The organism is Mesorhizobium sp. P2_F8, from assembly GCF_056403655.1.
In genome coordinates, this window is sequence record NZ_JBFUFB010000004.1 from 417324 (window position 1) to 440632 (window position 23309).

Sequence of the window (23309 nt, forward strand, 5' to 3'; positions counted from 1 at the left end):
GGCTGCCTTGTTTGAAATGGAGTGAACTATGACCAAACGCGACGCGATCTTCCCTGCCGGCCGGCAGGCTCTCTACGAGATCAACCGTTACTCGGCGGCGATCCGCTCTGGCGACTTCCTGTTCGTCTCTGGCCAGGTCGGCAGTCGCGAGGATGGGTCGGCCGAGCCGATCTTCGAAAGGCAGGTCCAGCTGGCTTTCGACAATCTCGCCGCGGTGCTGAAGGCCGCCGGCTGCACGTTCGACGACATTGTCGACGTGACCACCTTCCACACCGACCCGGCCACGCAATGGGGAGCGATCGACGCCGTTCGCCTGAAGGCGTTCGGCGAACCGCCCTACCCGAACTGGACCGCGGTGGGCGTGAACTGGCTGGCGGGCTTCGATTTCGAAATCAAGGTCATCGCGCGCCTTCCGCAGCTCGCCTGATCGATTGGCGGCAGCGGAAGACCAAAGGACGGCTCAGCGCACGATCAGCGTGCCGGCGCCGTGTTCGGTGAACAGCTCAAGCAGCACCGAATGCGGCGTCTTGCCGTTGAGGATAACGACGCCTTCGACGCCGCGCTCGATCGCCTCGATGCAGGTTTCGACCTTGGGGATCATGCCGCCCGAGACCGTGCCGTCCTTGATCAGCGCCTTGGCCTCGGCCACGGTCAGTTCGTCGATCAGCTTCTTGTTCTTGTCGAGCACGCCGGGCACGTCGGTGAGGAACAGCAGGCGCGTTGCCTGGCAGGCGCCGGCAATGGCGCCGGCGAAGGTGTCGGCGTTGATGTTGTAGGTGTGACCATCGCGGCCGGGTGCCACCGGCGCCAGCACCGGAATCATTTCGGAGCGCGCCAGAAGGTCGAGCAAGGTGCGGTCGACCTCGACCGGCTCGCCGACGAAGCCCAGATCGAGCACGCGTTCGATGTTGGAGTCCGGATCGATCATCGTCTTGCGCGCCTTTTCGGCGAAGACCATGTTGCCGTCCTTGCCGCACAGGCCGATCGCCCATTCGCCCTCGGCGTTGATTAGCGCCACGATCTCCTTGTTGATCGAGCCGGCCAGCACCATCTCGACGATCTCGACCGTCTTCTGGTCGGTGACGCGCAGGCCGCCCTCGAACTTGGATTCGATGCCCATCTTGGCCAGCATGGCGCCGATCTGCGGGCCGCCGCCATGGACGACGATCGGGTTGACGCCCGATTGCTTCAACAGCGCGATGTCGCGCGCGAAAGCCTTGCCGAGCTCGATATCGCCCATGGCGTGGCCGCCATATTTCACCACGACCGTCTTGTGCTCGTAGCGCTGCATGTAAGGCAGGGCCCGCGAAAGCAGGGCGGCCTGCATTTCGGCGGTGGCGGTGATTTCCGTCATCGGCGTGGTTCCTGGCTTTTGGTTTTGTGCATGTCGTCGTCCCAAAACTGCTGGGCACTCTTGGGCGACATGCACTTGGTTTATGCATGATGCATCAGGTAAAGACGGCGGCGTCTTAGCGGGAATTGGGGCCAGCCGCAAATGGCTTTGCTGTCATATTCGAGCGCCTCACGACGTCGTCATCATGACGGCACCCTCAGCGGCGCCCTGCGGCCCAACCAACCCGAGATCTTCTCCATCTGCGCGGCAAGCGACAGCAGTGTCTCCTCGTCGCCCGGCCGGCCCACCGCCTGGATGCCGAGCGGCAGGCCGGCATCGGTGACATGGACCGGCAGCGCGATCGACGGCTGGCCGCTGACATTCTGGATCGCCGGCCAATGGGTGAACCCGAGGCTCTTGTCCATCAGCTGGCCGAGCAATGGCTTCAGCTTCAGCAAGACGGTGAGATGAAGCTTGTCGAGCAGGTTCTCGATGAGTTCGTCAGCGCCTTTCGGGTCCATGGCGCCGCAGGCGAGCGGCGGGTGGGCTATGATCGGCATCAGCACGGCATCATATTGCGCGGTTTCCGCGATCAGCTGTCGCGAGGTCGCATGCAGCCGCTGCAGCCCGGCATAGATCTCGCCGGCCGATACCAATTCACCGAAGCGGGCGAGGATGCGCGTCGCGCGCTCGATGTCCCCCAGAACGGAACGGCCCACACGCAGCGCCTCGGCCCGCATCGTGCCGGCGACGGCCGAGGCCACGCCCGTGGCAAAATCGGCGAAGAAATCGCGCCGGATAAAGGGCAGGTCGATATCCTCTACCGTATGGCCGCCCTCGCGAGCGAGCGCCACCGCCGCGTCGAGCGCGACAAGCGTCTCGACCGAGACCGGCAGGCCAAGCGGCGACTTGCGGTACACGGCCAGCCTGAGCTTGCCGGGATCGCGCGCGGCAGCTGCAACGAAGCTGCCCTTGGGCGACGGCGCCGCATAGGGCGTCAAAAGGTCGGGACCGTGGGTGAGGTCGAGCAGCAGCGCGCAGTCGCGCACCGAGCGGGTGAGCGCATGGTCGACGACCATGCCGTACCAGCTCTCGCTCACCAGCGGCGTCAGCGGTATGCGGCCTCGCGACGTCTTCAGGCCGACAAGCCCGGTGCAGGCGGCAGGCACCCGGATCGAGCCGCCGCCGTCCGAGGCATGCGCCACCGGCACGACGCCGGCAGCGACCAGCGCCGCCGCACCCCCGGATGAGCCGCCGCTTGTATGGCCGGTGTTCCAGGGATTACGGGTTATGCCGAAGGCCTTGGATTCGGTCATCAGCCGAAGCCCGTATTCCGGCGACGTCGAGGTGACGATCGGAATGAGGCCGGCGGCGAGGTAGCGATCGGTCAGCACCGAATTGACATCAGCCCGCCATGCCGGAATACGGCTGCCGCCATGCGTCGCGACGCCCTTGATGGCGATGCCGAGATCCTTGATGGCAAAGGGAATGCCGGCCAGCGGCAGCGAGCGGTCGACGGTCCTCGCCCGGGCCCGCGCGGCATCATAAAGCGGCTCCGCCGTGGCGTTGATGTCGGAACGGGTGGCCTCGGCGCGGGCGATCGCCGCTTCGGTCAGCTCGATTGGTGAGACCTCGCCCTTGCGAACGAGGTCGGCAAGGCCGGTCGCATCTTGCGCCCACAATGTATGTTCAACCGACATGCGCGTTTTCCTCACCGTGGAAAGACAAGCTAGCCAGTGGCGATTTCATTAGCAATCGACGGACAGATCCGCGCCGGCAATGCGGCAAGTCTGGCGTGCACAAGGCGATTTCCGTCGTTGCAAATACGTTTCAATCCCCTAACTTGCCTGCATGACGCCGCAGGACATCACCAAGCTGATCGTCCGGACTTCGATGAAGGATCGGGCAGCGTTCGATCTGCTCTACCGGCAGACCAGTGCGAAACTTTTCGGCGTCTGCCTTCGTGTATTGAACGACCGGGGAGATGCCGAAGAAGCCCTGCAGGAAGTCTTCGTCAAGATCTGGACGAAGGCGGACCGTTTTGCCGTCTCAGACTTGAGCCCGATCTCTTGGCTGGTGGCAATCGCGCGCAACCACGCGATCGATCGCGTCAGAGCGCGACGCAAGCCCGGCCTCGATATCGATGCCGCGCTCGACGTGGCCGATCCGACGCCAGGGCCTGAAGCGATGGTGGTGGCGGGCGGTGAATCCGAACGCATCCATCATTGTCTCGACGAGTTGGAAAAGGACCGGGCGGCGGCCGTCCGTGGCGCCTATCTCAAGGGCGAGAGCTATGCCGAACTGGCGGAGCGCCATGGCGTACCGTTGAACACGATGCGTACCTGGCTGCGCCGCAGCCTGTTGAAACTCAGAGAATGTCTGGAAAGATGACGCTGGCGGAAGACAACGGACCGGAACGCGGAGGCGACGACCTGCTCGCCGCCGAATACGTTCTCGGCGTGCTGCCGGCGGAGGAGCGGCAGATCGCGTCCAGGCGCATCGATGCGGAGACCGAGTTCGCCCGTCTTGTCGACAGCTGGGAGGTCTCGTTCTCGCCGCTGGCCGCCGCCTACCCGGAAATCGAGCCGCCGGCTTCGCTCAAGGCTGCGATTGATCGCCGCCTGTTCACGTCCACCGCGGCCGTGACCACGCCCACCGAATCGCGCGGCGGGCTGTGGTCCAGCCTGGCCTTCTGGCGCGGCCTCGCTGCTGCGGCGGTCGCCGCTTTGGCGATCTACATCGCCGTGCCCACCCTCAACCCGCCGGTCGAGCAGCCGCAGGCGCGCCTCGTCGCCTCGCTGGCCGCCGATGGCAGCGATGTCAAATATCTCGCCGTCTATGACGCCGCGCATCACGAGGTCGGCCTGTCGCATGTCTCCGGCGAGCGTGCCGCCGGCAAGGACTTCGAGCTGTGGATGATCGAGGGCAAGAACCCGCCGGTCTCGATGGGCGTCATCCCGGCCGGCGCGACAGCGCATATTGTCGTCTCGCCGGCAGCCCAGCAGAAGCTCGCCCAGGGCGCGGTGCTCGCCGTCAGCCTCGAGCCGGCAGGCGGTTCGCCGACCGGCCAGCCGACCGGACCAGTGGTCGCGGCGGGCGATCTGAAGAGCATCTGACGGCTTTACCGCTGACATAGAAGACTTTCAGTCTATTTTTCGCATACGATGTCTAACTGCGTCGGTAAGTGGCCAAAACGCATTGTGTGAAAATCACTCTGCAGGGCAAATAAAATCAAAAAATCCTGATGTTTCTGAAACTCCCGCATTTTTAACCCGTATCTCCTCGCGTCCCCAAGGATGGGAAGAGAAAAACCCGAGGAGTTTGACATCATGCGTAAATACGCCACCCTTTTGCTTGCCAGCGCGATCGCCGTTTCCGCTCTTGCCACCGCGGCCTATGCCGAAAACCCGATGGTTGGCGGCGCTGCCATGTTTGCCAGCAAGAACATCGTCGAGAACGCCGTCAATTCGAAAGACCACACGACGCTGGTCGCCGCGGTCAAGGCGGCCGGCCTTGTCGACACGCTGCAAGGCGCCGGTCCGTTCACGGTGTTCGCGCCGACCAACGAGGCCTTTGCCGCGCTGCCGGCCGGCACGGTCGAAATGCTGCTCAAGCCCGAGAACAAGGACAAGCTCACCAAGATCCTGACCTGCCATGTCATCGGCGCCAAGGCGATGGGGGCGGACGTCGCCGCGATGGCCAAGGCCGATGGCGGCACCCACAAGGTCAAGACGGTTGGCGGCTGCGAACTGTCGCTCAAGGCTGACGGCGGCAAGGTCACCGTGACCGACGAGAACGGCAACGTCGCCAATGTGACGATCGCCGATGTCGAACAGTCCAATGGCGTCATCCACGTCATCGACAAGGTTCTGCTCCCCAAAATGTAAAAAGAGGGGCGAAGATGTAACAAGGGGCCTGCTGCCGACGAAATTGCAGCAAGGGCTCTCCGTCGATTGCATGGTCTCGCTCCCGTGACCGGCAACCGGCCCGCGCACTCCGTGCCGCCCACGTTCAGATGTGGAACGGCGCGGAGTGTTCGTTCGAGGGCCACCGTCACCGGCTTTTGATTTCCGCGTGGCGGTATAGTTTGGCAAAAGAGACGACAGGAGGAACTGGTCATGAACCGTCGCGACTTTCTTTTGAGCGGTGCCGCCGCCATCGGCGTCGCCGGGGCTGCCGCAACGATGCTGCGCATGGGCAAACCACAGCCCGCACAGGCTGCGGAAACCTTCGAGGTCACCAAGACCGATGCCGAGTGGAAAGCCATCCTGTCGCCGGCCGCCTTCGACGTGCTGCGCAAGGAAGGCACGGAATATCCCGGCACCAGCCCGCTGCTCAACGAACACCGCAAGGGCATCTTTGCCTGTGCCGGCTGCGACCTGCCGGTCTATCCGTCCGAGACGAAATTCGATTCCGGCACCGGCTGGCCAAGCTTCTGGCAGGAGATTCCCAAGGCCATCGGCACGACCGTGGACAGGTCGCTCGGCATGACCCGCACCGAGGCACATTGCCGCCGCTGCGGCGGCCATCTCGGCCACGTCTTCGATGACGGCCCGGCGCCGACGGGCCTGCGCCACTGCATCAACGGCGTGGCGCTGACCTTCAAGCCCGCCACGGCCTGACATTTCTCATTTTGACGCAATTCCGGTGCTCCAATCGGAATACGAAAAACTCCGGGCTTGCGGCCCGGAGTTTTTTTGCGCGGTCAGAGCTTTTCGGGCGTGGACTGGAGGAGCTTCCCGAAACTGCTGTCCACGTTTGGTATCAGTGGCCTCCACCGCCGCCACCGGCCGCGGCCGGCTTGCGGATCAGCATGGTGAACAGCCCGAGCGTCGCAAACAGCACCGTCAGCAGGAAGAACACGTCCATGAAGGACAGCAGCGCGGCCTGCTGCTGCACCATGCCCGACAGCTTGGAGATCGCCGCGCTGGTCGCGTCGAGGCCGGCGGTCTGCTCGAAATTGAGCGTCATGTTCTGCAGCTTTTGCTGCGCGGCGGCACTGCCCCACTGCACGTGCTCGGAGAGCCTGGCGTAGTGGAACGCGTTGCGGTCGATCAGCACGGTGTTGATGACGGCCAGGCCGACGGCGCCGCCGAGGTTGCGGGTGAGATTGAACAGGCCGGAAGCATTCTTCAACCGGTCTGGCGGCAAGGTGCCGAGTGCCAGGTTGTTGATCGGCACCATGCACAGCATCATCGAACAGCCGCGCAGGATCTGGGGAATGAGCAGCTCATAAAAATCCCAGTCGGCGGTCAGATGCGTCATCCACCAGGTTCCGGTGGCGAAGCCGAAGAAGCCGACCATCATCATCAGGCGTGGGTCCATCTTGCTCGACAGGATGCCCGAGACCGGCGCGGTGAGGAACATCGCCAGGCCGCTGACGAACAGCGCTTCGCCGATCATCATCGAATCGTAGCCGCGGATGCGCCCGAGGAACACCGGATAAAGATAGGTCAGGCCATAGAGGCCGATGCCGATGACGAAGGAGAACAGTGAGCCGAAGGCAAAGTTGACGTTGGTGAACGCCTTCAGGTCGACGATCGGCTCCTCGGCGGTGAACACACGCCAGAAGAACAGCACGGCGCCCACGGTCATGACGATGGCGCAGATGAATACGCCCTGGTCCTGCAGCCAGTCATTGTTCGGGCCTTCCTCGAGCACATACTCCATGCAGCCCAGGAAGGCGGCCATGCCGGCGAGGCCCCACCAGTCGAACTTGCTGAACAGCTTGAGATTGGGCTTGTCGAAGTCGATCAGCGTCCAGGCCGCCGTCGTCACCAGGATGCCGGGCACGACATTGATGAGGAACAGCCAATGCCAGGACATGGCATGGCTGATATAGCCGCCAACGGTCGGGCCGATGGTCGGCGCCAGCGTCGCCACAAGGCCGATCATCGGCGAGACCACGGCGCGGCGCGACGGCGGGAAAATGGTGAAGGCAGCGGCAAAGACGCTCGGGATCATGCCACCGCCGATGAAGCCCTGGACGGCACGGTAGACGATCATCTGGTCGATGTTGGTGGCGGTCGCGGCCAGCGCGCTGGCCGCGGTGAACCCGGCCGCCGAGATCGTGAACAGCACGCGCGTCGACAGCATCCGGCTGAGGAATCCCGACAACGGGATCATCACCACCTCGGCGATCAGATAGGCGGTCTGCACCCACGGGATCTCGTCGGAACTGGCGCTCAGGCCAGCCTGAATCTCGGCCAGCGAGGCCGAGACGATCTGGATGTCCAGTATGGCCATGAACATGCCGAACACCATCGCCAGGAAGGCGATGACGCGCCGCGTCGAGATGGTGTCAGGCACGGCCGGCATCGCCGGCGGCGCTCCTGCTGTCAGGGTTGCGGTGGCCATGGCATTGCTCCCCGGTGGCCGCTCAATTCGAGGCCGTGGGCGCGGTACGGCTGTCGACGGCGACGACGACACTCAGGCCGGCACGCAGCCTACCGCTCTTCAACACGTCGGCCGGGACGTCGATGCGGACCGGGACGCGCTGCACGACCTTGGTGAAATTGCCGGTGGCGTTTTCGGGCGGCAGCAGCGAGAACACCGCACCCGAAGCCGGCGCCAGCGAGGAGACGGTTCCCTCGAAATCCTGGCCGTCGGTCGCATCGACCGAGATCTTGACCTTCTCGCCGGGAACCAGCCGGGCAAGCTGCGTCTCCTTGAAGTTGGCGACGATGTAGAGCTTATCCATCGGCACGATGACGGCGAGCTTCTGGCCGGGGCTGACGAGATCGCCCTGCTCGACCGAGCGGTTGCCGACGACACCGTCATAAGGCGCCTTGAGCACTGTAAAGGAAAGATCGCGCGCGGCCTTGTCCCGGCTGAGTTGCAAGGAAGCCAGCGTGCTTGCCGATTCGGCGCGCTGCGCCTGCAGCACGCCGATATTGGCCTGTGCCGCGGCGATCTGCGCGTCGGCCCCGACAAGGGCGGCATTGGCCTGCTGGACCGCCGTCTGGGCATCGTCCAGCTGTGCCTGCGTGCCGACATGCGTCTTGAGCAGTTGCGAGGCGCGTACCTCGACCTTCGCCGCATTGTCGGCGGCGGCCTGGTCAGCAACCTTCTGTGCCTGCGCCTGCTGCAGTGCGGCGCGCGCCGCTTCGGTCTGGGCGTCGATACGGTCGAGCGTCTTGCTCAAGGTGGCGATCTGCGCCTCGGCCTGGGCGACGGCGATCTTGTAGTCGCCGTCATCGACGACGAGCAGCGGGTCGCCAGCCTTGACCGACTGGTTCTCGCTCACCTTGACCTGATCGACATAGCCGGAAATCTTGGGCGAGATGAACGCCATGTCGGCCTGGACATAGGCGTCGTCCGTCGAGATCATGAAGCGACCCGTGGTCCAGTAGTTGTAACCGTACCAGGAGGCTGCGCTCAGCAAGGCAACGCCGATGATCGGCAGCAGAAACGAACGCACCGAACGCTTCTTCTTGGCTGGTGCTTCCACCGGCGCGCTGATGGCGGGCTGGAAAGGCACTTCGGGTGCTTCCGTCGCCGGAGCGACCTTGGCATTGGGGAAAGGACGGACTTCGGCTGTGGCTGGCGCGTTCGAGGACATGACATCTCTCTAAAATAAAGCTATAATACTGAACCGTTCGGTTCGATCCGGCCGTTGACATAGCGCGGAAACAGGACCACATCAAGTGCAATCGAACCGATTGGTTCGAATTATTTTCGAGGTGTGACTTTTATGGTTGAGACTCAGCCTAACGTCGAAACCGACTCGTGCGGTGACCTGCTGGACCATGTGCGCCGTGGCCGCCCGGCGGCAGGTCAGGATCCGGTCAAGCGCAGCCAGATCATCGAGGGCGCCCGTCGTGTGTTCATCGACAAGGGCTTCGAGGCTGCGTCGATGAACGACATCACGCGCGAGGCCGGCGTCTCCAAAGGCACCATCTATGTCTACTTCGCCAACAAGGAAGAGTTGTTCGAAGCGCTGATCGAGGAAGAGCGCGGCACGATCTTCAAGAACATGTATGACGTGCTGGACAATGCCGACGACCTGCGCGAGACGCTGGTCAAGTTCGGCAAGGTGCTTGCCCTCAAGATCACGTCGGCCAAGGTCATCCAGGCGCAGCGCACGGTGATCGGCGCATCCGACCGAATTCCCGAGCTTGGCGCGCGTTTTTACGAGCGCGGACCCAAACGCGGCCATGACAAGGTCGCGGCCTTTCTCGATGCCGCCATCGAGCGCGGCCTGCTGCGGATCGACGATGTCGATCTTGCCGCCTACCAGTTCACCGAACTGTGCCTGGCCGGTCTTTTCCGGCAGTGCATCTTCGCCTACCGCACCAAAGCCCCGGGCCAGGATGAGATCGACCACATCGTCAGGTCCGGCGTCGGCATGTTCCTGAAGACCTACGGCACCGAAAGCCTTGCCGCGGAAGAAAGCCACCAGACGATTGCAATCGAGGCTAAGCCCTAGCCACCATTCGCGGCAAGCACGATGGCGGCCTGCAACTCCTCCAGGCCCTCGGCCTTTTCCGACGACGTCGCCAGGACGAACGGAAATGCCGCCGGCCGCTTCTTGATCTTTGCCAGCGTCTCCTCGATCAGCCGCGGCACGCCGGCAGCCTTGATCTTGTCGGTCTTGGTCAGCACGATCTGGTAGGACACCGCCGCCTTGTCGAGCAGCGACAGCACTTCGTCGTCCTTGGCCTTGATGCCGTGGCGGGCGTCGATCAGCACATAGACCCGCTTCAGCGTGACGCGGCCCTTGAGATAGTCGAAGACCAGCTTGGTCCACTCGTCGACCTTCTCCTTCGGCGCGGTGGCGTAGCCGTAGCCCGGCATGTCGACTAGCGCCAAGGGCGGCAGGTCGGCGCCCTCGCCGGAAAATCCATCCGGCACGAAATAGTTGAGCTCCTGCGTGCGCCCTGGCGTGTTGGAGGTGCGCGCCAGCCCCTTCTGATTGACCAGCGCGTTGATCAGCGACGACTTGCCGACATTCGAGCGGCCGGCAAAGGCGATTTCCGGCGGCCCTTCCGGCGGCAGGAACTTCATCGCCGGCACGCCGCGGATGAATATCCACCCGCGCGTAAACAGTTCGGTGCCGATCACGGTGTTGTTCAGAGCGTTCAAGCTGCTGCCTCCAGAAGAGAAATATCGGCACCCCGGATAGCATCGAGGTTGCGGCTGATCTTGTCCACCGGCCAGTCCCACCACGCCACCGCCAGCAGCCGCCTGATCGTCCTGTCGTTGAAACGCGTCTTCACCATTTTGGCGGGGTTGCCGGCGACAATCGCATAGGGCGGCACGTCATGCGTCACCACCGATTTCGCGGCAATGATGGCGCCATGGCCGATCGTCACGCCGGGCAGGATCACCGCCTCCATGCCGATCCAGACATCGTTGCCGAGCACGGTGTCGCCGCGCACTTCCTTCGACCATGTCGCCGGGTCAAAACCCTTTTCCCAGCCATGGCCGAAAATATTGAACGGATAGGTGGAAAAGCCTGACATGGCGTGATTGGCGCCGTTCATGATGAAGCGCGCGCCCTCGGCGATGGCGCAGAACCTGCCGATGATCAGCTTGTCGCCAATGAACGGATAATGATGCAGCACGCATTTCTCGGCGAATTTGTCCGGCCCGTCCGGATCGTCGTAATAGGTGTAGTCGCCGATCTCGATGTTCGGCGCGCTCACCAATCCCTTGAGGAAGCCGACGCGGGTGTGCATCGGGATCGGGTGCTTGATGTCGGGGTTGGGTCCGTCCATGTCGATGTCCGTCGGATGATTGGCCACCAGGCAACAGGCGAAGTTCGCATGCGCCGGTTCAAAATAGCGTGATCCGCCCTATAGCACCAATCGGCTGAGGAGCGAGTCTTGCGTGGTGGCGTTGCTCATTTGTTGCCGCGGCAGATCACGATCGGATCGGACAGCGCACTGTCGAAACCGCTGCCCTGGTAGACGGTGACGTTCGAAGCTCCGGGCGGCAACATGAAGGTGCCTTCGACGATTTTCTGATCGCCGGCTGACGTGTGCAGAGCCCAGCTAAACGTGCAAAACTGAGGCGACGCCTGGGGTTCGACGTGGCTGCAGTTCAATTGCGCCCCACCCAGCATGGCGGCGCCGCCGCAGCTTACCGCCTCCCTTGCGAGTGCAATGCCGGGCCATCCCAAGAGAGCCGCCACGGTCGCGATCTTGAGCCAATTCATCATCAAATCCTCGTCCGGCAACGGCCTGTTGCTCGACCCTTCTGGGGCGCCGCAAGCGCGTGCGACATTTTTTCCGGACTTAGTGTGTCTTGTGCGCCGCGTCCAGCGGGATTATGTGCATGATGATAATAAGCATGCTCACTAAAAGTCGCGTTCAGAAAACCAGCCCCTCCCATGCCATCGTCACCCAACATCAGCTTCGTGCTGCACGATGTCGCGCGTCTGCTTCGAAAGCGGTTCGAACAGCGGTCGCGGGCGTCGGGGCTGACCCGCGCCCAGTGGCAGGTGCTGGCCTATCTGTCCCGGCATGAAGGCATCCACCAGAACAAACTGGCCGACCTGATCGAGATCATGCCGATCACGCTCGCCCGGCTGCTCGACAAGATGGAGGCGCGCGGCTTCATCGAACGCCGGCCCAATCCGGCTGATCGCCGGGCATGGCTGCTTTACCTGACGCCGCAAGCCCATCCGCTGCTCGAAATCATGCGCAGCAACGGCCAGAAGACGCGCGACGAGGCCTTCGTCGGCCTTTCGGCGGATGCCCAACTGCATCTGCTGCAAACCCTATGCCTGATCAAATCCAATCTGCTCGAGGCTTGCGCTCAGCCAGCCGTCGACCGGGAGAACGACCATGACTGAATCGACCTCACCCAAAAAGCCCGGCAAGGACGAACCATCGGATCGCAAGAGCGACCAGATCATCCGGCTGGATAGCGAACGCGAGCAGAGGCGTGCCAGCGCAGTCATCGCCGATGGCGAGCTGGAAGCGCCGGTTGCGCTGGAGCCGGTGGCACTTGAAGCCCCCGCCAAAGAGCCGCAGCCGCAAGCCATGGTGGCGGTTGCGCCTGCGGCGCCGGTCAAGCCCAGGCGCAGCCTGACACGGCCGATCCTTTTCGCCCTGCTTCCCGTCGCGCTGGCTGTCGGCGGCTATTACTACGTTGTCGGCGGCCAGGTCATGACATCGGACAATGCCTACATCCAGGCGCAGTCGCTCGGCGTTTCCACCGACGTCTCCGGCACCGTCTCCGAGATCGACGTGCACGAGAACGAGGCGGTGAAGAAGGGCGACGTGCTTTTCCGCCTGAGGCCGGCCTCCTTCGAAACCGCTCTTGCCGCGGCCCAGGCCCAGCTGGGAACGGTGCGCAACCAGGTGCTGACCTTGCAGGCAAGTTACCAGCAGTCGCTGGCGCAGATCGAGCAGGCGCAGGCCGACATTCCCTATTATGAGGCCGCCTTCAAGCGTCAGCAGGATCTTCTCAAGACGTCTACCTCTTCGCAGGCCACTTTCGACAGCGCCCAGCACGACCTCGATGCCGCCCGCCAGAAAGTGTCCGTCGCCAAGGCGCAGGCACAGGCGATGCTTGCCCAGCTGGGTGGCGACGCCAGCCAGCCGGTCGAGAAGAACCCCTTCTACCTGCAGGCCCAGTCGGCGGTGGACGACGCCCAGCGCAACCTCGGCGATGCGATCGTCAAGGCGCCGTTCGACGGCATCGTCACCAATGTGGACGCGCTCCAGGTCGGCAAGTACCTGCCGGCGTCGCAACCGGCGTTCAGCCTGGTTTCGGCGACGGACCTGTGGATCGCGGCGGAGCCGAAGGAAACCGAACTGACCTATGTGCGGCCGGGGCAGACGGCGACGATCAGCGTCGACAGCTATCCGGGCAGTGTCTGGCACGGCACGGTCGCCTCTATCAGCCCCGCCTCGTCGTCGAGCTTCTCGCTGCTTCCGGCGCAGAACACCACCGGCAACTGGGTCAAGGTCGTGCAGCGCATCCCGATGCGCGTGACGATTGACGATCTCCAGGGCAAACCGCCGCTGCGCGGCGGGATGAGCGCCGTCGTCGGCATCGATACCGGCCATGCGCGCGGCCTGCCGGACTTCGTCACGGATCTCATCAACCGGTTCGAGCAGAAGTCATGACCAGCGCGTCCGCGACAGGGGGCACATCGGTGGTCGCCAATCGCGGCGCCATCACCGCCTGCGTGATTCTGGCCGTGATCATGCAGGCGCTGGACACGACCATCGCCAATGTGGCGCTTCCCTACATCCAGGGCAGCGTTTCGGCGAGCGCCGACCAGATCAACTGGGTGCTGACGTCCTATATCGTCGCCGCGGCCGTGATGACGCCGCCTTCGGGCTACCTTGCCAATCGTTTCGGCCGCAAGCGCATCCTGCTGACCTCGATCACCGGCTTCGTCGTCGCATCGGTGCTTTGCGGCTTCGCGCAGTCGCTGCCGCAGATCGTCGGCTTCCGCCTGCTGCAGGGCCTGTTCGGCGCGGCCCTGGTGCCGCTGTCGCAGAGCATTCTGCTCGACATCTACAGCGTCGAAGAGCGCGGCTCGGCCATGGCGCTGTTCGGCGTTTCGGTGATGGTCGGACCGGTGCTCGGGCCGGTGATCGGCGGCTGGCTAACCGAAAATGTCAGCTGGCGCTGGGTGTTCTACATCAACGTGCCGATCGGCGCCCTGGCCTTCGCGGGCGTGTCGATGTTCGTCCTGGAAACCAAGACCGACCTCAAAGCAAGGCTGGACTGGCTGGGCTTCGGCATGCTCAGCCTCACCATCGCTTCGCTGCAGATGTTTCTCGATCGCGGCGAGCAGCTCAACTGGTTCTCGTCATCCGAGATCATCGTCGAGGCGCTGATCTGCGCGTCGGCCTTCTACATCTTCCTCGTCCACACCTTCACCGCCCGCAACTCGTTCGTGAACCCACGGCTCTTCCTCGACCGGAATTTCGCCGTCGGCATGGTCTTCATCTTCATCGTCGGCATCACCTACCTCGCCTCGCTGGCCTTGATGACACCCTATCTGCAGACACTGATGGGCTATCCGGTGGTGACGGCCGGCATCGTCATGGGGCCGCGCGGCCTCGGCACCATGGCGTGCATGTTCCTGGTCGGCAGGCTGGTCGGCAAGGTGGATACACGCTGGCTTCTCCTGACCGGCCTGCTGATCACCGCCTGGGCGATGTACGACATGACCGGCTGGACGCCCGATGTCTCGCAATGGACGATAATCAGCACCGGCTTCATCCAGGGTGCGGGGCTCGGCTTCCTGTTCGTTCCGCTGACCACCATCACCTTCGCCACGCTGGCGCCGGAGCGGCGCGCGGAAGGCACCGGACTGTACAATCTGTCGCGTAACATCGGCTCCAGTGTCGGCATATCGGTAGTCACCGCGCTTTTGACCCAGAATGTCCAGGTCAACCACGCCAACATCGCCACCTATGTGACGCCCTACAACCAGGCGTTCAGCAACCCGGCGATCTTCCAGGCGATGAACCCTTACAGCGCCGCCGGCCGTGCCGCGCTCGACGGCGTGGTAACGCTGCAGGCGACGATCATCAGCTACATGAACGACTTCAAGCTGATGATGATCCTTTCGCTTGCCGCCGTTCCGCTGGCTCTTTTGCTGCGCAAGCCGGCGACGCCGGCCAAGGTCGACCACAGCGCCGTCGTGGAATGACGACGCGAGGGGCTACCCTTTGGATATGCCGATGCAAAAAGAAACCGGGGCCCTGTGGGGGACTACAGGACCCCGGCCGATGCCGATATGGCTTCCCAAGAAACATGGCACTTCGTCATGAGGTGGGGATGGCTGGCCCGAGAAAGCCCAACGGACCTGCCTTGATCCCCTGCGCCGGAAGCCGTTACTTCGGCAGCAGCACCTTGTTGACGACATGGATGACGCCGTTCGACTGGTTGACGTCGGCGATCGTCACCTTGGCCTCGCCGCCGGACTCATCGATGATGTAGAGCTTGCCCTTCTTGACCTCGGCGGTCAGCGTATCGCCGGAGACGGTCTTCATCTCATACTTGCCGCCCATTGCCTTGGCCTTGGCCATCATGTCCTTGCCGGAGATCTTGCCGGCCACGACATGCGCCGTCAGCACCTTGGTGAGCTGGTCCTTGTTCTCGGGCTTGAGCAGCGTGTCGACGGTGCCTTTCGGCAGCGCGGCAAACGCTTCGTTGGTCGGCGCAAAGACGGTGAACGGCCCGGCGCCCTGTAGCGTGTCGACCAGGCCGGCCGCCTTGACGGCGGCGACCAGCGTCGTGTGGTCCTTCGAGTTGACGGCGTTCTCGACGATGGTCTTGGTGGTGTACATCGGCGCGCCACCAACATTGGGGTTCTTGGCATAGGCTGGAGCGACGATCGTCGCACCGGCGACGAGTGCGGAAAGGGCAATGGTCCTGAATGACGGCAAGCGCATGTGGTCTTCCTCCGGGTGAGGGCTGATCGGGATTGATAGCCTTTGGAAATGCACACGCAGTCACGCCCCGCGACCGCTTTCAGTTTCGCCGATCACGGGAACGTGACCCGACCTGTGGCCAATAAAAAAGCCCCGGACCAGCCGGGGCTTTGATGGAAGGAGACGTCTGCTATTCCGCCGGCGACGGTTTCTTTCGAAACAGTGCCACGAGATTGTCCCACAACTCGATCTTGGCGCCCTGGCGCTTCATGATCACGCCCTGCTGCAGGATCGACAGCGTGTTGTTCCAGGCCCAGTAGATGACGAGACCGGCCGGGAAACCCGCCATCATGAAGGTGAAGATGACCGGCATCCAGGTAAAGATCGCGGCTTGCGTCGGGTCCGGCGGCGTCGGGTTCATGCGCATCTGCAGGAACATGGTGACGCCCATGATCAGCGGCCAGACGCCGATCATCAGCATGTGCGGCAAAGTGACCGGCACGAGGCCGAACAGATTGAAGATCGAGGTCGGATCGGGTGCCGCCAGATCCTGGATCCAGCCGAAGAACGGCGCGTGGCGCATCTCGATGGTGATGTAGAGCACCTTGTAGAGCGAGAAGAAGACCGGGATCTGTAGCGCCACCGGCCAGCAGCCGGCCAGCGGGTTGATCTTCTCGGTCTTGTACAGCTCCATCATCGCCTGCTGCTGCTTCATCTTGTCGTCCGCGTATTTCTCGCGGATCTCGAGCATCTTGGGCTGTACCTTCTTCATGTTCGCCATCGACGCGTAGGACTTGTTGGCGAGCGGGAAGAAGATGGCCTTGACGATGACGGTGGTGGCGAGGATCGCCAGGCCGAAATTGCCGAAGAATTTGTAGAGCGTGTCGATCAGCCAGAACATCGGCTTGGTGATGAAATAGAAATACCCCCAGTCGATCACCAAATTGAACTGGCGAATGTGACGGTCAGTCTCATAGGCGTTGATCTTGGCGACTTCCTTGGCGCCGGCGAAGATCTCTGTCTCGACTGTCGCGGACTGGCCGGTATCGACATTGATTGCATCGGTGAGGAAGTCGGACTGGTAGCGGTGACGACCATCGTCGAAAAAGGCATAGCGCGGCTGGAACGGTTGCTTCTCGGTCGGCACCAGCGTGACGGCCCAGTATTTGTCGGTGATGCCGAGCCAGCCATCGGTCGACTTGCCCGGAGTGACCTGCTTTTCGGATTCGATCTTGGCGTATTTGTATTCGGCCAAGCCCTCGGTGCCGGTAACGCCGATCAAACCTTCATGCAGCACGTAGGTACTGGCGACGGCCGGCTTGTCATAGCGCGTGACGCGGCCGTAGTTGAACAGCGAAACGGCGCTGTTGCCGGAATTCTGCACCGTGTCCGAAACCGTGAACATATAGTCGTTATCGACGGAGAATGTGCGCTTGAAGGTCAGGCCCTTGTCATTGGTGTAGGTGAGCGTGACCGGCGTCGACGGGCTCAGCGTTGGATTGCCGTCCACACTCCACACCGTGTCCGAACCCGGCACCGCACCGGTCTTGTCGTTGCCGACGAAACCGATCTCGGCAAAATATCCCGTCGCCAGCGCTTGCGGGTTGAGCAGCTCGATCTCGGGTGAATTCTTGTCGACGGTTTCGGTGTAATGCTTGAGCTTGAGGTCGTCGAGCCGCGCGCCGGTCAGGTTGATCGAGCCCTCGAGGCTCGGCGTATCGATCTTGACGCGCTTGCTTGCCGCCAGCGCCTGGTTGCGGTCGACCGCCGCAATCGCGTTGCCGCCGGGTGCGTTCGGAATGGCGCCAGGTGCGACGGGCGTTGCGGTACCGGCGCCTGGATTGGCGGCGTCGGCGGCCTTCTTCTGCTCTTCGACGCGCTGCTGTTCGACGCGGGCCGCCTCGCGCTGGGCTTCGCTGCGCGGCAAGACATAGAAATATTGCCATACCGCCAGGATCAGCACCGACAGCGCGATGGTGATGAAGAAGTTCCGGTTGTTTTCCATCGAAAGCCCTTGGCCTATCGTGTTCCGCGCAATCGGCGGGAGAGTTCGGCCTTCAACTGGCCGAACGGAATGGTCAGCACATCTTCGCGCCCGACGATGACATAGTCATTGCCAGGCGCCATGTCACTTGCGGCATGTGTACGGACCGCTTCTCGCAGCCGTCGCCGGACGCGATTGCGGACAACTGCATTGCCGACCTTCTTGGTGACGGTATAGCCGACGCGCGGCGACAGGCCGTCGCCGCGGTCGAGAACTTCAACGAGAAAAAGCCGCCCGCGTCGCTTTTCACCACGACGGACGGCCAGGAATTCGGCGCGCTTCAGAAGCCGCTTGGGATTTGGTCCCACTGGCTTGCCGGATGCGGGCAACGATCTCGTCTTCCGTTCAGGCGCTGAGCCGCTTGCGACCGCGGTTGCGGCGAGCTGCGACGACGCCGCGACCACCCTTGGTGGCCATGCGGGCACGAAAGCCGTGCCGACGTTTGCGGACGAGTTTAGACGGTTGGTAGGTACGCTTCATTTGTTTTAATACCGCGGGGTGCGGCCCTTCTTGATTCTGTCACTGTGTAACAGGAGCTTTGCCGGGCCGGTTTTGGCGCGATCGAAACCGCGCCGGGACGAATGGCCCGAGCGTGAGCGGGCTTATAGAAAGAAGGGTTTTGGAAGTCAATCCGGAGTCGCCAGGCCGAACCCGGTCGTCGTCCAGGCCGGTTTTTGTTTCCGGCCAAGGATGAAATTGGTAAAAAAGCCGTAATCGCCTAATCTGCGTTGATCAAGTGATCGTGAAGACATAGCCGCATGAGCGAAACCATACAGGCGGAGGAACGGATCGACACGGCGGCGCCAACCGCCGGGCGCACCGTGCCGCTGTCGCGCGGCCTGTCGACCAAGCTGCTGCTGCTCACCATCGTTTTCGTGCTTCTGGCCGAAGTGCTGATCTTCCTGCCGTGGATCGCCAGCTACCGGCTGAACTGGCTGAAGGAGCGGCTGAGCACGGCTGCGGCGGTGTCGATCGTGCTGGTGCAAGGTGAATCCACCTCGCTGTCGCGTGCGGCCCAGAACGACGTGCTGATGGCGATCGGCGCCAAGGCGATCGCGGTGCGTGACGGCGGCGTGTCGCGGCTGCTGGTGGTGGCCGAGATGCCGCCGCAGGTCGACGAACACATCGATATCGCCTCGATCGGCATGATCAAGGGCATGACCGGTGCGCTCGACACGCTGTTTTTCGGCGGCCACCGGATGCTGCGCGTCTTCGGCCCGGTCGGCGACAGCGACAAGGAGTTCGAGCTGATCATGCCGGACAACAGTCTGCGCAATGCCATGCTGCGATATTCGCGCAACGTCGCCTTCGTCTCGCTGCTGATCTCGCTGTTCACCGCAATGCTGGTCTATGCCGCGATCGACCTGATCATGATCGGGCCGATCCGGACGATGACGCGTTCGATGCTGTCCTTCTCCGAGGCGCCGGACGATCCCGGACGCATCATCCATCCCGCCGCCCGCGCCGACGAGATCGGCGTCGCCGAGCGCGAACTGTCGCAGATGCAGGAGCGGCTGCAAAAGATGCTCTCCGAGCAGAAGCACCTTGCCGACCTCGGCCTGGCCGTGTCGAAGATCAACCATGACATGCGCAACATCCTGGCCTCGGCGCAGCTGATGTCGGACCGCCTGCGCCAGGTCAAGGACCCGACCGTGCAGGCCTTCGCGCCGAAACTGCTGCGCGCGCTCGACCGCGCCGTCTCCTACTCCGAAGGCGTGCTTCACTACGGCCGCACCCAGGAGCCGCCGCCGTCGCGCCGCAGGCTCAGGCTGCGCCAGCTGGTCGAGGACGTGCACGGCCTGCTCGACATCGAGCAGGGCATCGAGTTCGTCAATGCGATCGAGCCGGCCTTCGAGGTGGATGCCGATTCCGAACAGTTGTTCCGCGTGCTCACCAATCTGTGCCGCAATTCCGTGCAGGCCATGGCCTCAGACAATGAAAGCGCGCTGGTCCGGCGCCTAGCGGTATCGGCCGTGCGCCTGGGCAGCGTGAGCCGCATCGTCGTCACCGACACCGGCCCCGGCTTACCACCCAAGGCACGGGAAAACCTCTTCGCGGCCTTTCGCGGCTCGGCCCGCAGCGGCGGCACCGGCCTTGGCCTGGCGATCGCGCACGAACTGATCCGGGCGCATGGCGGCACTGTTGAGCTGGTCGAAAGCATTGGCGGGCGCACCACATTCGCGGTCACCATCCCCGACCAGCCGGTCCGGCTCGACCAGGCCCGCAACGGCCTGCGCCGCCCGGCGTGATGGTTCGGGCGCTGTTTCGCCCGATGCTCTTCCCCTGCAGGCCCGGTGCCCATTTCCCCTGGGTCGGAGCTCTTCCCACCAGGGATCGCGTTTGAGCTCGACTTCGGGCCCTGTTGAACACGGCGGAATCCTGACCGCCGTCACCGGATGACATACCTGCGACAAAACTTTTGCCGGATCGGCTTGCTTTTCGGAAAATCAGTCGCTAGGGAACACGTCTCGTCGCGGCCGGTCGTTCACGATCGGCTAGCGGGGTCATGGAAAGCATGGCCTGTTGCGCGCCCGTAGCTCAGCTGGATAGAGCACCAGACTACGAATCTGGGGGTCAGGAGTTCGAATCTCTTCGGGCGCGCCATTACACCACCACCCCAGAGCAACACTGGGCACTCGGGGTCCGCGATCGACTCTCAGCAGACTCTGACAGGTGAAGGCGCTCATGACTGCTTTGCGCCGCATATCGGCCGTTCGAAGTGGCGGTCACCGCGCCCAAAAGCAGCCGTTCATTCAATGCGCCAAAGAATGCTGCCACCGCGCCTGCGGGTGAGTTCGATCGAGCCCGCGAGCTAGCGCAGTTCACCGTTTCGCGGAAACGGCGAACAGCTCGAACTCTTTGTTTCGAGGCAATTCCGGACGGAAAAACCGTTTCACACTTTTCCTGGAGTTGCTCTAGGGAAAAGCGCAGGTCGCGTCGTGACGCAAGTGGTGCCGCCGAGACGGAACGTGCTCGCTCGCGGGGCTGTCACCGTCTCTCGAAGCGATACTGTACCGAGCCGCTCCGCACGACCCGGAAGGATGCCGAGCCACCATCGCTTCGGCGACCGCTTTCCTCAACGCCGTCGCCGCCAAGGAGGTCATGCGTGTTCGGGACGGACTCTCACTTCCGTCCGTTTGAAGCGTCATCAGGAGAGTTTAGCTCGTGCATTCGCGTAACAAGCTTGTGATTTTCGCATCAAGATCGCGGGCGACGGCAAGAGCCTCCAAATTACCATAAGAGAGCAGATAACTCTCCATTTTGTCATAGGAGACATGCACGCCATCGGGACGTTGATCAACAAGGACTGTGACTGGGGCGTAGGATCCAGCATCGGGAACGTGCTTGACCATTTCTTTCATAATGAGTGGATTGCCCACCAGAAACCGCATGCTCTTAGGAGTGTCGCGTCCAGTTTCGCGGCGCAGAATGGCGCCCAAGTCGAATTCCGCGAAGAGCATGAGACCGATGCGGCCTTGGCCGTTTTGCACAACGCGCTCCAAATCCGAGAAGGAATTTGCAGCCCTCGTCGCCTTGAAAAAATCGACCATGTCAGGTTGCCCGACCGCTGACTTGAGCGCGGCCACGACGGCGTCGAAGGGTTTGGCACACGCCAGGCTGAAACGCTCAACCTCGATCTTTGCGATTGTCATTTCTTTCTCCGCTACAGCTCTCAAGAACAAAGGCGCGACCGATCGCGCCGGGATTATGCAACCGCCGATTACGCTTCCAGGAAGGTCCGGACGTGGCTGACGAACAATTCGTGGTATTGAAACAGCGCGCCGTGGCCGGAATCGGGATAGAGGACCAGCTGGGCGTTGCTTAGAGCCTTGAACATTGCGTAGGCGTTGTCCGCCGGCAGCATGGTGTCGTGGCTGCCGCTGACCACAAGGGCGGGCTGGCGGATGGCGCGCAGAATGGCGTGCTCGGGATCAGGTGTGGCGCACCAAGTAATAAGCGCCTTGGCCTGCGGATCCGTCACCGCGCCGCCGTTATCGGTGTCCCGATCTTCCCTTCGCACCTTCGCCCGCTTCAGGAACGCCAGGCCGGCCGACTGGCTGGCGGACGACTTCGTGAAGAATAGCGGCAGGCGGAGGTCCGGCGCCTCGGTTTGGGAAAAAGCGTCCTGGAGAACCGTCAACAGGTGTTCCTCTCCGCCTTTCGGAGCGGTGCCGACGAGGATTAGCTTGCGGACCAGCCGTCCGTGCTCGGCAGCGATCTGCTGGGCGACGCAACCGCCGAGGGAAAAGCCCAGAAGGTCGACTTCGGAGAGGCCGAGCAGTTTGATAAAAGCGACCGCGTCTCGGGCCATCGCCGCGATATTGTCGGGCGTTTGGCCTGTCGAGCGGCCGACCCCGGCGTTGTCGAAAACGATCACCGGTCGATCGGCGGCCAGGACATTCACGACGGCGGGGTCCCACGCGTCGATGTTGCCCGAGAAATGCTGCAGGAGAACCAGCGCCGTTCCGGTCGATGGGCCGAGGCGGCGATAGGCGAAGCGGATTCCGTTGCCTTCGATGTAACGGGTGGGCGCCGTTTCCAGCGTGGCGGCGTCCTGGCTCGCGGTGTCGAACTCAGTCATGTCATCCTCCGGATGCTTGGCAAATAATCGAGTGGGAGTAGCTGGTGCGGTTTTGGCTAGGTCTGAGCCGCTCGCGGTCCAAGGCATTCCGTAGTCCGCCGAGCACGCGTGCTCCCGGCACGAAAGTGCCGGGAGCGGTATCGTCACTTCACGAGTGCGGCCTTTTCAATCACGGCGGCGACTTCCTTCGCGTGGACGACGAGAGAGGCGTGGCTGCCGGCGACCTCCGTCGTCTGGGCCTTCATCCTGTCGGCGAACATCTTCTGGACCTCGGGTGCGATGACCTTGTCCTTCGTGCTGATCACATAGAACGTCGGCTTGTCGCGCCAAGCTGCCTTATCGACGGGAGCCTCGAACGCCGTGTGGTTCAACGGGAGCTGATGGTTTGCCAAGGATTCGGCGATCTCCGGAGGAAGGTCAGCCGCGACTGCCGAAGGAAACACTTTGGGATCGATGTAGAGGTTGCCCTGTTCGTCGGGATGGATCGCCGCGGCGCCCTCGGTTGCCGGACCGCTCTTGGATAAGCTCGCCAGAGATTCCCCCACGTCGGGTGCGAATGCGGAGACGTAGACGAGCGCCGAGACGTTTGGATCGTCGCCTGCTTGGGTGATGACCACGCCGCCCCAAGAGTGGCCAACGAGAACGGTCTTGCCGTTCTGTTTCGCGAGTGCCTGTTTGGTGGCATCGACGTCCGCCGCGAGGGATGTGAGCGGGTTATCGACGAGCGTTACGTTGTAGCCCTTCTTTGTGAGGATATCGGCAACCGGCTTCCAGCTCGTCTGGTCGACGAAAGCGCCATGGACGAGCACGATATTGTGAGCCGCCCCCTTGGGCAGTTGAGCTGATTGGGCGGGGACGGCAAGTGCTGCTCCGGCCATGAGGACGGTGGCGACTGAGAGTAGAAGATTTCGCATTGATTGCTCCTGTTGAGATGACGGACGACGCGGGTCCGGGGCAGGCGTGTCGGCAAAAGTCGCGGTTCTCCCATCTGCCGTTTGCGTA

24 protein-coding genes and 1 tRNA gene are annotated in these 23309 nt (G+C 62.9%); 11 read left to right on the plus strand and 14 right to left on the minus strand.

The genetic code is table 11. The annotated features are described in order from the left end of the window. Positions 1 to 28: 28 nt before the first annotated feature. Entirely contained in the window at positions 29 to 427 is a 399-nt protein-coding gene (locus AC1DZP_RS12825) for a RidA family protein (RefSeq protein ID WP_477302748.1), read from the plus strand. A gap of 33 nt (positions 428 to 460) precedes the next feature. Here AC1DZP_RS12825 and argB read toward each other — a convergent pair whose 3' ends face one another. Next, the gene (argB, locus tag AC1DZP_RS12830) at positions 461 to 1354 is read right to left on the minus strand and encodes an acetylglutamate kinase (RefSeq protein WP_095083494.1); all 894 of its coding nucleotides are present in this window, start codon (positions 1352 to 1354) and stop codon (positions 461 to 463) included. A gap of 182 nt (positions 1355 to 1536) precedes the next feature. Next, positions 1537 to 3033 carry an amidase gene (locus tag AC1DZP_RS12835; protein ID WP_477302750.1) on the minus strand — a complete coding sequence of 499 codons (1497 nt, stop codon included), beginning with the start codon at positions 3031 to 3033 and terminating at the stop codon, positions 1537 to 1539. A 151-nt stretch (positions 3034 to 3184) separates the two neighbouring features. On the opposite strand from AC1DZP_RS12835, the gene AC1DZP_RS12840 reads away from it, so the two are divergent. The 4 genes from AC1DZP_RS12840 to msrB all read left to right on the plus strand — a co-directional run bounded on the left by AC1DZP_RS12840 (position 3185) and on the right by msrB (position 5955). Next, positions 3185 to 3724 carry a sigma-70 family RNA polymerase sigma factor gene (locus tag AC1DZP_RS12840; RefSeq protein WP_457151643.1) on the plus strand — a complete coding sequence of 180 codons (540 nt, stop codon included), beginning with the start codon at positions 3185 to 3187 and terminating at the stop codon, positions 3722 to 3724. After that, the gene (locus AC1DZP_RS12845; protein ID WP_477302954.1) at positions 3721 to 4449 is read left to right on the plus strand and encodes an anti-sigma factor; all 729 of its coding nucleotides are present in this window, start codon (positions 3721 to 3723) and stop codon (positions 4447 to 4449) included. The genes AC1DZP_RS12840 and AC1DZP_RS12845 overlap by 4 nt, the downstream gene beginning before the upstream one ends. A gap of 213 nt (positions 4450 to 4662) precedes the next feature. Beyond that, complete coding sequence (locus tag AC1DZP_RS12850) at positions 4663 to 5220, plus strand: fasciclin domain-containing protein (RefSeq protein WP_477302752.1); 558 nt, start codon at positions 4663 to 4665, stop codon at positions 5218 to 5220. 231 nt (positions 5221 to 5451) lie between these two features. Continuing rightward, positions 5452 to 5955 (plus strand): peptide-methionine (R)-S-oxide reductase MsrB, encoded by a 504-nt coding sequence (msrB, locus tag AC1DZP_RS12855; RefSeq protein WP_095083502.1) that lies wholly within the window; start codon positions 5452 to 5454, stop codon positions 5953 to 5955. Positions 5956 to 6097: 142 nt separating this feature from the next. Here the strand turns inward: msrB and AC1DZP_RS12860 are convergent, their stop codons facing one another. Further along, a complete protein-coding gene (locus AC1DZP_RS12860; protein WP_457151649.1) occupies positions 6098 to 7651 on the minus strand; it encodes a DHA2 family efflux MFS transporter permease subunit in 1554 nt (517 codons plus the stop codon). Positions 7652 to 7712: 61 nt separating this feature from the next. Next, positions 7713 to 8894 carry an HlyD family secretion protein gene (locus AC1DZP_RS12865; RefSeq protein WP_477302754.1) on the minus strand — a complete coding sequence of 394 codons (1182 nt, stop codon included), beginning with the start codon at positions 8892 to 8894 and terminating at the stop codon, positions 7713 to 7715. Positions 8895 to 9026: 132 nt separating this feature from the next. Here AC1DZP_RS12865 and AC1DZP_RS12870 point away from each other — a divergent pair, with 132 nt between their 5' ends. Continuing rightward, a complete protein-coding gene (locus AC1DZP_RS12870; RefSeq protein WP_477302756.1) occupies positions 9027 to 9761 on the plus strand; it encodes a TetR/AcrR family transcriptional regulator in 735 nt (244 codons plus the stop codon). On the opposite strand, the gene yihA is transcribed toward AC1DZP_RS12870, so the two are convergent. From yihA to AC1DZP_RS12885, 3 genes are all read right to left on the minus strand, one after another. Further along, positions 9758 to 10417, minus strand: a complete 660-nt coding sequence (gene yihA / locus AC1DZP_RS12875) for a ribosome biogenesis GTP-binding protein YihA/YsxC (protein ID WP_111545233.1) — start codon at positions 10415 to 10417, stop codon at positions 9758 to 9760. The genes AC1DZP_RS12870 and yihA overlap by 4 nt on opposite strands. Beyond that, positions 10414 to 11052 (minus strand): CatB-related O-acetyltransferase, encoded by a 639-nt coding sequence (locus AC1DZP_RS12880; protein WP_184872944.1) that lies wholly within the window; start codon positions 11050 to 11052, stop codon positions 10414 to 10416. Before AC1DZP_RS12880 ends, yihA begins: the two co-directional genes overlap by 4 nt. 125 nt (positions 11053 to 11177) lie before the next feature. Further along, entirely contained in the window at positions 11178 to 11492 is a 315-nt protein-coding gene (locus tag AC1DZP_RS12885; RefSeq protein WP_477302759.1) for a hypothetical protein, read from the minus strand. 174 nt (positions 11493 to 11666) lie between these two features. On the opposite strand from AC1DZP_RS12885, the gene AC1DZP_RS12890 reads away from it, so the two are divergent. Genes AC1DZP_RS12890 through AC1DZP_RS12900 form a run of 3 tightly spaced genes read left to right on the plus strand, consistent with a single transcriptional unit; the run spans position 11667 to position 14957 of the window. Continuing rightward, complete coding sequence (locus AC1DZP_RS12890; protein WP_477302761.1) at positions 11667 to 12131, plus strand: MarR family winged helix-turn-helix transcriptional regulator; 465 nt, start codon at positions 11667 to 11669, stop codon at positions 12129 to 12131. Next, on the plus strand, positions 12124 to 13413 hold the full coding sequence (locus tag AC1DZP_RS12895) for an HlyD family secretion protein (protein ID WP_477302763.1): 1290 nt from the start codon (positions 12124 to 12126) through the stop codon (positions 13411 to 13413). Before AC1DZP_RS12890 ends, AC1DZP_RS12895 begins: the two co-directional genes overlap by 8 nt. Continuing rightward, positions 13410 to 14957 carry a DHA2 family efflux MFS transporter permease subunit gene (locus tag AC1DZP_RS12900; RefSeq protein WP_477302765.1) on the plus strand — a complete coding sequence of 516 codons (1548 nt, stop codon included), beginning with the start codon at positions 13410 to 13412 and terminating at the stop codon, positions 14955 to 14957. The genes AC1DZP_RS12895 and AC1DZP_RS12900 overlap by 4 nt, the downstream gene beginning before the upstream one ends. Positions 14958 to 15141: 184 nt before the next feature. Here AC1DZP_RS12900 and AC1DZP_RS12905 read toward each other — a convergent pair whose 3' ends face one another. From AC1DZP_RS12905 to rpmH, 4 genes are all read right to left on the minus strand, one after another. Next, the gene (locus tag AC1DZP_RS12905) at positions 15142 to 15702 is read right to left on the minus strand and encodes a fasciclin domain-containing protein (RefSeq protein WP_477302767.1); all 561 of its coding nucleotides are present in this window, start codon (positions 15700 to 15702) and stop codon (positions 15142 to 15144) included. 169 nt (positions 15703 to 15871) lie between these two features. Further along, complete coding sequence (yidC, locus tag AC1DZP_RS12910) at positions 15872 to 17686, minus strand: membrane protein insertase YidC (RefSeq protein WP_477302768.1); 1815 nt, start codon at positions 17684 to 17686, stop codon at positions 15872 to 15874. 14 nt (positions 17687 to 17700) lie between these two features. Next, the gene (gene rnpA, locus AC1DZP_RS12915) at positions 17701 to 18054 is read right to left on the minus strand and encodes a ribonuclease P protein component (protein ID WP_111545239.1); all 354 of its coding nucleotides are present in this window, start codon (positions 18052 to 18054) and stop codon (positions 17701 to 17703) included. A gap of 16 nt (positions 18055 to 18070) precedes the next feature. After that, the gene (gene rpmH, locus AC1DZP_RS12920) at positions 18071 to 18205 is read right to left on the minus strand and encodes a 50S ribosomal protein L34 (RefSeq protein ID WP_008833937.1); all 135 of its coding nucleotides are present in this window, start codon (positions 18203 to 18205) and stop codon (positions 18071 to 18073) included. Between the two features lie 278 nt (positions 18206 to 18483). Between rpmH and AC1DZP_RS12925 the strand changes: the two genes are divergently transcribed. Next, positions 18484 to 19974 carry an ATP-binding protein gene (locus tag AC1DZP_RS12925; RefSeq protein ID WP_477302770.1) on the plus strand — a complete coding sequence of 497 codons (1491 nt, stop codon included), beginning with the start codon at positions 18484 to 18486 and terminating at the stop codon, positions 19972 to 19974. A 278-nt stretch (positions 19975 to 20252) separates the two neighbouring features. Next, positions 20253 to 20329 (plus strand) — tRNA-Arg (locus tag AC1DZP_RS12930). A 554-nt stretch (positions 20330 to 20883) separates the two neighbouring features. On the opposite strand, the gene AC1DZP_RS12935 is transcribed toward AC1DZP_RS12930, so the two are convergent. The 3 genes from AC1DZP_RS12935 to AC1DZP_RS12945 form a co-directional block, all read right to left on the minus strand. After that, positions 20884 to 21378 carry a DUF302 domain-containing protein gene (locus AC1DZP_RS12935; RefSeq protein WP_477302772.1) on the minus strand — a complete coding sequence of 165 codons (495 nt, stop codon included), beginning with the start codon at positions 21376 to 21378 and terminating at the stop codon, positions 20884 to 20886. Between the two features lie 68 nt (positions 21379 to 21446). Next, positions 21447 to 22307, minus strand: coding sequence for an alpha/beta fold hydrolase (locus tag AC1DZP_RS12940; protein WP_477302774.1), 861 nt, complete (start codon positions 22305 to 22307; stop codon positions 21447 to 21449). Between the two features lie 143 nt (positions 22308 to 22450). Beyond that, the gene (locus tag AC1DZP_RS12945) at positions 22451 to 23221 is read right to left on the minus strand and encodes an alpha/beta fold hydrolase (RefSeq protein ID WP_477302776.1); all 771 of its coding nucleotides are present in this window, start codon (positions 23219 to 23221) and stop codon (positions 22451 to 22453) included. Positions 23222 to 23309: the final 88 nt, after the last annotated feature.

Bases quoted from the DNA above. Each gene is read 5' to 3' on its own strand.
- AC1DZP_RS12825 (WP_477302748.1), top strand. From the start codon at position 29: ATGACCAAACGCGACGCGATCTTCCCTGCCGGCCGGCAGGCTCTCTAC.
- argB (WP_095083494.1), bottom strand. From the start codon at position 1,354: ATGACGGAAATCACCGCCACCGCCGAAATGCAGGCCGCCCTGCTTTCG.
- AC1DZP_RS12835 (WP_477302750.1), bottom strand. From the start codon at position 3,033: ATGTCGGTTGAACATACATTGTGGGCGCAAGATGCGACCGGCCTTGCC.
- AC1DZP_RS12840 (WP_457151643.1), top strand. From the start codon at position 3,185: ATGACGCCGCAGGACATCACCAAGCTGATCGTCCGGACTTCGATGAAG.
- AC1DZP_RS12845 (WP_477302954.1), top strand. From the start codon at position 3,721: ATGACGCTGGCGGAAGACAACGGACCGGAACGCGGAGGCGACGACCTG.
- AC1DZP_RS12850 (WP_477302752.1), top strand. From the start codon at position 4,663: ATGCGTAAATACGCCACCCTTTTGCTTGCCAGCGCGATCGCCGTTTCC.
- msrB (WP_095083502.1), top strand. From the start codon at position 5,452: ATGAACCGTCGCGACTTTCTTTTGAGCGGTGCCGCCGCCATCGGCGTC.
- AC1DZP_RS12860 (WP_457151649.1), bottom strand. From the start codon at position 7,651: ATGCCGGCCGTGCCTGACACCATCTCGACGCGGCGCGTCATCGCCTTC.
- AC1DZP_RS12865 (WP_477302754.1), bottom strand. From the start codon at position 8,894: ATGTCCTCGAACGCGCCAGCCACAGCCGAAGTCCGTCCTTTCCCCAAT.
- AC1DZP_RS12870 (WP_477302756.1), top strand. From the start codon at position 9,027: ATGGTTGAGACTCAGCCTAACGTCGAAACCGACTCGTGCGGTGACCTG.
- AC1DZP_RS12880 (WP_184872944.1), bottom strand. From the start codon at position 11,052: ATGGACGGACCCAACCCCGACATCAAGCACCCGATCCCGATGCACACC.
- AC1DZP_RS12885 (WP_477302759.1), bottom strand. From the start codon at position 11,492: ATGAATTGGCTCAAGATCGCGACCGTGGCGGCTCTCTTGGGATGGCCC.
- AC1DZP_RS12890 (WP_477302761.1), top strand. From the start codon at position 11,667: ATGCCATCGTCACCCAACATCAGCTTCGTGCTGCACGATGTCGCGCGT.
- AC1DZP_RS12895 (WP_477302763.1), top strand. From the start codon at position 12,124: ATGACTGAATCGACCTCACCCAAAAAGCCCGGCAAGGACGAACCATCG.
- AC1DZP_RS12900 (WP_477302765.1), top strand. From the start codon at position 13,410: ATGACCAGCGCGTCCGCGACAGGGGGCACATCGGTGGTCGCCAATCGC.
- AC1DZP_RS12905 (WP_477302767.1), bottom strand. From the start codon at position 15,702: ATGCGCTTGCCGTCATTCAGGACCATTGCCCTTTCCGCACTCGTCGCC.
- yidC (WP_477302768.1), bottom strand. From the start codon at position 17,686: ATGGAAAACAACCGGAACTTCTTCATCACCATCGCGCTGTCGGTGCTG.
- rpmH (WP_008833937.1), bottom strand. From the start codon at position 18,205: ATGAAGCGTACCTACCAACCGTCTAAACTCGTCCGCAAACGTCGGCAC.
- AC1DZP_RS12925 (WP_477302770.1), top strand. From the start codon at position 18,484: ATGAGCGAAACCATACAGGCGGAGGAACGGATCGACACGGCGGCGCCA.
- AC1DZP_RS12935 (WP_477302772.1), bottom strand. From the start codon at position 21,378: ATGACAATCGCAAAGATCGAGGTTGAGCGTTTCAGCCTGGCGTGTGCC.
- AC1DZP_RS12940 (WP_477302774.1), bottom strand. From the start codon at position 22,307: ATGACTGAGTTCGACACCGCGAGCCAGGACGCCGCCACGCTGGAAACG.
- AC1DZP_RS12945 (WP_477302776.1), bottom strand. From the start codon at position 23,221: ATGCGAAATCTTCTACTCTCAGTCGCCACCGTCCTCATGGCCGGAGCA.